Here is a 5,894-nt window from a genome sequence, read left to right as displayed (position 1 = left end):
TTTAAAAATATTCTTTTATTTTTATCCTTAACAACTATTTTCTTTTTATAATGAGAAATAAACTGATATATATTTTCATTAAAATAATTATATGGAACTTCCTTATTAGCGTGAGGTATATTTATAATACTAAACTCTTTACTAATATTATCTTTATACAGCCATTTATTATTTATTATCTTTTTACTATTAGAAATCATATAAATCCTCCATCTCTTAGTACCATAGTTTTTATATATATGAAGTGAATTTTACAAATTAGATTTAAAATAGGAGATACTTTATAATCTTAAAACTCTGAATATTATATTTGTAAACTCCTATCTTATTTATATAATGATTAATTTATTAATGTAATTTTTTATAGATTCATGAAAAATTCTCTAGGATGTCTCTTTCTTAATTCCTCTACAGCCCAACCTCTTCCTGTTTCTTCCAATCTATTGCAATAATTTTTTAAATGTCCTTTGGCATGTAAAGGTCCACCTTCTCTTATTACTGTCCATAAAGGATCTACCTCGTAATCACTAGTAGCCATCATTTCATCATGCCAATTCTGTAACCTATATACACCTTCTAAACATAAATCTCTTTTTTCTATAGCTAAATTATATTGTTCATGTGGATCTTCTTTAATGTTAAATAACATTTCTTTTGGAAATAAATGATATCCATCATGATAAGTTCTCATGTATAAATAATCTCCAAACCTTACAGACCTTTGACACACATGAGCACATTGACCTAAAACTAAATATTCTCTTCCCTCTTCTTCTCCTTTTAAAATTGTTGAAGCATAACTTTCTCCATCCCAATAATCTCTTTTTTTCTTATTAAATAACTTAGCCAAAGTTGGAGCCAAATCTAAATTGTAATGTAATCCATTATCATAATGATTTTTCTGTCCATTAGGCCATTTTATAATCATTGGAATTCTACTTGTTGTATAATCAGCTATAGAATGCTCGCCATATATACCAAATTCACCCATAGCTTCTCCATGATCTGAAGTTACTATGATGGCCATATCATCATATAATCCTTTATCTTTTAAAAGCTTTAATAATTTACCTATATCACTATCCATAAAGCTTATTCCACAATCATACCCATCAAAACATGCTCTTACATCCTCATAATTTTTTAATTCTGTTTTATACCTTGGATGTTCAGGATAAGCTTTATTATCAAACATATTTATTTCCTGTGGACCATGAGGGCCTATTTTATTGTTTCTATGTTCCTCAAATACTTCCTTTGTAATCCATGGAGCATAAGGCTCATTTTTAAAAGGATTACCAAAATCTTTTGGAGCTCTATAAGGAGTATGTGGATCCCAATAATTCACATGTAAAAACCAATTATCTTTTTCTCCATTATCCTTTAACCATTTTAAAACTACAGGTGTTACATCTTCAGCTGATTCATGTCCTGATTTTCCAGTATTATAAACCTCATTAAAACCGGCATTAAACCACCAAGCACTATGCCTTTCCGCAAATGGACTTATAGTAGTAGTATGAAAGCCTTCATTTCTTAAAAAAGCAGGTAAACTGTCAAAAGCTAGTCTATCTTTAAAACCTCTTTTTTCTCCTACTAATCTATAATCTGCAGCAACGCCTCCATGATTTACTACCCCAGTATGTATGCCAAACTTACCTGACATTAAAGCAGTTCTTGAAGGAAGACAAGGTGCATCTGAACAATAATAATTATTAAAAATTACTGCATCTTTTGCTATACTATCTATATTAGGAGAAGTATTTCTAATATATCCATAGCATCCTAAATGATCTGGTCTTAAAGTATCTAAATCTAACATTAATATTCTCATAAAATTCACCTCATATTATTTAAATTTTAACCTAAATACCTTTCCATATTAAATTGTAAACATTCTCACTTCTTTGTATTTTTTCTATTAAAAGTTTAACATAATATTTTTTACTACCTTTAATATTATGCTAAACTTTTATATTAATTACTTTTTAATTTTCACTTAATAATTTATCCTTTAACTGAACCTATCATCATACCTTTAACAAAATATTTTTGTACAAATGGATACATGCATAATACTGGTAAAGAAGAAACTATTATAATACCATACTTAAGCATATCTGCAATTCTTTGTTGTTCTGCAGCACTAATAGCATCTCCTGCCATTCCAGCAGCTGCTTCTTGTTGTATAAGTAATTCTCTTAATATAACTTGCAAAGGATATAAATTTCTATCTCTTATATATATAAGAGCATTAAAATAAGAATTCCAATGTCCTACAGCATACATAAGGACCATTACTGCAATAATAGGTTTAGATACCGGAATTACAATTTTAACAAAGAAACTAAAATAAGAACATCCATCTACTTGAGCTGCCTCAAATAATTCTTCCGGTATATTTTGAACAAAATATGTTCTAGTAACTATTAAATTAAATACACTTACTGCACCTGGTAATATTAATGCCCACATTGTATCATAAAGTCCTAAATTGCTAACTAATAAATATGTTGGTATTAATCCTCCTCCAAAAAACATTGTAAATGTTATCAAACTCATAAATACTTTTCTTCCAACTAACTCTTTTCTAGATAATGCAAAGGCTGCTGGAACAGTTAAAATAATATTTACAAATGTACCTATTATGGTATATTTAATTGAATTAGTATATCCCATCCATATATCATTATTTTTAAATATTTCTTTATATCCATCTACATTAAAACCTACAGGAAATAACCATACATCTCCTCTTGCAACAGCATTAGGATCACTAAAAGAAGCTATTATTATAAAATAAAGGGGATATAATACTGCTAATAAAATTAAAAGTAATACTAAATAATTTGTTATATCAAAAATTTTATCTGATGAATTTTGTCTTTTAAATTCTTTTCCAAATATTTTTTCAAACATGCTATATCCTCCTTTTACCAAATCCCCGTTTGTCCAATTTTTTTAGATATTTTATTAACTATTACTAATAATGTACAGTTAATAACTGAATTAAATAATCCTACTGCTGTAGAAAATGAATATTGTGCATTTAATAAACCCATCTTATAAACATATGTTGGAATGATTTCTGATACACCAATATTTAATGAATTTTGCATTAAAAACGCTTTTTCAAAACCTACACTCATTAATTGACCACAATTTAAAATTAAAAGTATTACAATTGTAGGTAAAATAGCAGGTATATCTATATGCCAAATTCTCTTTATCTTATTTGCTCCATCAACAATTGCTGCTTCATGAAGTTCAGGACTTACTCCTGATAAAGCCGCTAAGTAAATAATGGCATTCCATCCCATACTTTGCCATACACCTGACCATACATACATATGTCTAAAATATTGTTCTTCTCCTAAAAACAATATAGGTTCTCCACCAAATAATTGAACTATTTCATTTATTAATCCTCCTCTAGTTGAAAAGAATATATTTAACATTCCTACCAAAACAACTATAGATATAAAGTGTGGTGCATAGGTTACAGTTTGAACAATTTTCTTAAATTTAGAATTTTTAACTTGATTAAGAGCTAAAGCCAATATTATTGGTATTGGAAAACTTACTATTAATTGATATATACTTATTGTAAGTGTATTAACTAAAAGTTGTTTAAATTGATAAGAATCAAAAAATCTCATAAAGTTATCAAATCCAACCCATTGACTTCCTGCAATACCCAAGGAAGCGTTATATTCCTTAAATGCTAATTGTACTCCATACATAGGTCCATAACAAAATAAAATAAAATAAATTAAAGTAGGTATTAAAAATACATATAATTGCCAGCATTTTAAGATATTTTTAAATTTTGATTTTTTCTTTATAATATTAGGTTTTGACATTAAGCTTTTTCTCTTTGTTATAGTATTTAGCTGCATAATTCCTCCCCCTTTTTTTATCTCCATAAATGAAATTAAAATTCATCTTTAAGTATTAATATTTTTTTATTAAGGTTAGGAAAAAACATCTCCTAACCTATTTAATATTTTATTTATATTGATTATAACCATCCTGATAAATGTTTATATACTTATCAATTCCCATTTTCTTAAGCTGTTCTTTATATGACTCCCAATCTTCATCAATACTTCTTTGACCTGTAATCCATTTTGCTTTCATTTCCTTAACGTAATTATCTATATCTGTAAATATTATTCCTATTTCAGTAGACTGCTCATCAGTAAATCTTATTATTGGTAATGGATTTGGGTTTGCATATTTATCATAAATTTCATATCTTTCAATCTTTCTTTCTTTATCAGAAGCAAATTTTAATTTAGAATAAGTTTCTTCACTCATTATTCCTGGGGCATTTGGACCTGGACAGTTTTTAAATCTAAATTCATCTACCGACATTCCATCTTTTGGAGGTAATATAGCATAAGAATCGCCTTCTTTTTTAAGATTTTTATCAAGTTCTCCCCAGTGAACCCTTAATGAAAAATCTTCCTTAAAGAATTCATCTATTACTCTCATAGTAGCTTCTGGGTTTTTATTTGCATTAGTTATAGCAACTTTATCTATTTGTAAATTATTATCATATCTATTCCATAACTGATCTCCATTTGGACCTTTTAATGGTTCTAATACTACATAATCATTAGCAGCTCTCTCAGCTCCAACAAAGTTTTCATCCGCATATATTATAAAAGAACCTGTTATCATTTCTTCATTTTTTCCTTTAGCTGTATATTGGCTACCATCATGAGTAAATACTTCTTTATCTATTAATCCCTCTGTATAAAGCTTATTAAACCACTTAATAGCTTCTTTATAATTATCCTCCATTGGTGAAAAAATTATTTTATCATTTTTCACCATCAAATGTTCTTTATTATCTAAAACACCAAAAGCCCCAAACATAGAAAATTCTCCAGTAAATGTTTCATTAGCTCTATATGTTAATGGAATCTCATCAGTTTTTCCATTTCCATTAGGATCTTTTTCTTTAAAAGCTTTTAATACCTTATAATACTCATCTGTAGTTTTTGGAATCTCTAGCCCTAATTTATCTAACCATGTTTTATTTATAAATAAATTGTCTGGAATAGTTTCTGGTTTAAAATTATCAATAAATGGAATGGTATATATATGACCATCTGGAGATGTTATTGCTTTCTTTATTTTAGGATTTTCATCTAAAATCTTCTTCAAATTAGGAGCATATTCATCAATTAAATTTTCTAAAGGAATCAACATTCCTTGTTTCCCGTATTTAGATATATCTGAATCTGATAATCCTCCTCCTAAAAATAAATCTGGTAATTTACCTGAAGCTAATATTAAATTCTTTTTTTCCTTCCAAACATTACTTGCTATACATTCAAACTCTAAGTTTACTCCTGTTAATTCTTCTAATTCTTTTATCATTGACATTTCATTAAAATCACCATTAGTTGGTGCAGTATACGCAACAGTTTTTATTGTAATCTCTTCATCTACTACTGGATATCCATCCTTTTTAACATTAATATTATTATTTTCAACCTTTGTATCTAATTTAGCTTTGTTGCCACATGCTGTTAATAATGTAGTTGTACTAAAAACCGTCATGATTAATGATAAATTTTTTAATATCTTTCCCTTCATAAATTAAGTACCCCCCTATATTTTTTATATCTATAAATTGAAACTTTTAATAATTTAATTATTTTAATTGATTGTTTTAATTGCTTTACTTATTTTTTGATTACACTCATATTTATACCATGTAATCGTTATACAAATATATAGTCAAAATTTTTGTCCAATTTTTTATATAAAAATCTATAAATTTGTTCATAATTTTTTCTAATATTTTATTAAAGGTATATTTATATTATTTTTTTATATTAAATATTGTCATATATATTAAAAAATTGGTAAAATATTAC

The 5,894-nt window shown here is 26.9% G+C and carries 5 protein-coding genes; all 5 read right to left on the bottom strand.

Annotated features, from left to right (window positions below; all coding sequences use genetic code 11):
* Positions 1-200, bottom strand: a 200-nt coding sequence (locus tag GBZ86_RS11695; RefSeq protein WP_152890878.1) for a hypothetical protein, incomplete at its 3' end; no start/stop codon positions are given.
* A gap of 161 nt (positions 201-361) precedes the next feature.
* Positions 362-1,834, bottom strand: a complete 1,473-nt coding sequence (locus GBZ86_RS11690; RefSeq protein ID WP_152890876.1) for a sulfatase family protein — start codon at positions 1,832-1,834, stop codon at positions 362-364.
* A gap of 173 nt (positions 1,835-2,007) precedes the next feature.
* Entirely contained in the window at positions 2,008-2,919 is a 912-nt protein-coding gene (locus GBZ86_RS11685; protein ID WP_152890874.1) for a carbohydrate ABC transporter permease, read from the bottom strand.
* Between the two features lie 14 nt (positions 2,920-2,933).
* A complete protein-coding gene (locus GBZ86_RS11680; RefSeq protein WP_152890873.1) occupies positions 2,934-3,899 on the bottom strand; it encodes an ABC transporter permease in 966 nt (321 codons plus the stop codon).
* A 109-nt stretch (positions 3,900-4,008) separates the two neighbouring features.
* Positions 4,009-5,610, bottom strand: a complete 1,602-nt coding sequence (locus GBZ86_RS11675; protein ID WP_152890871.1) for an extracellular solute-binding protein — start codon at positions 5,608-5,610, stop codon at positions 4,009-4,011.
* Positions 5,611-5,894: the final 284 nt, after the last annotated feature.

Origin of the sequence: Clostridium tarantellae (genome assembly GCF_009295725.1) — a bacterium.
GTDB lineage: Bacteria > Bacillota > Clostridia > Clostridiales > Clostridiaceae > Sarcina > Sarcina tarantellae.
Note: the sequence above shows the minus strand (reverse complement) of the source record. Positions and strands in the feature narration are given on the sequence as shown.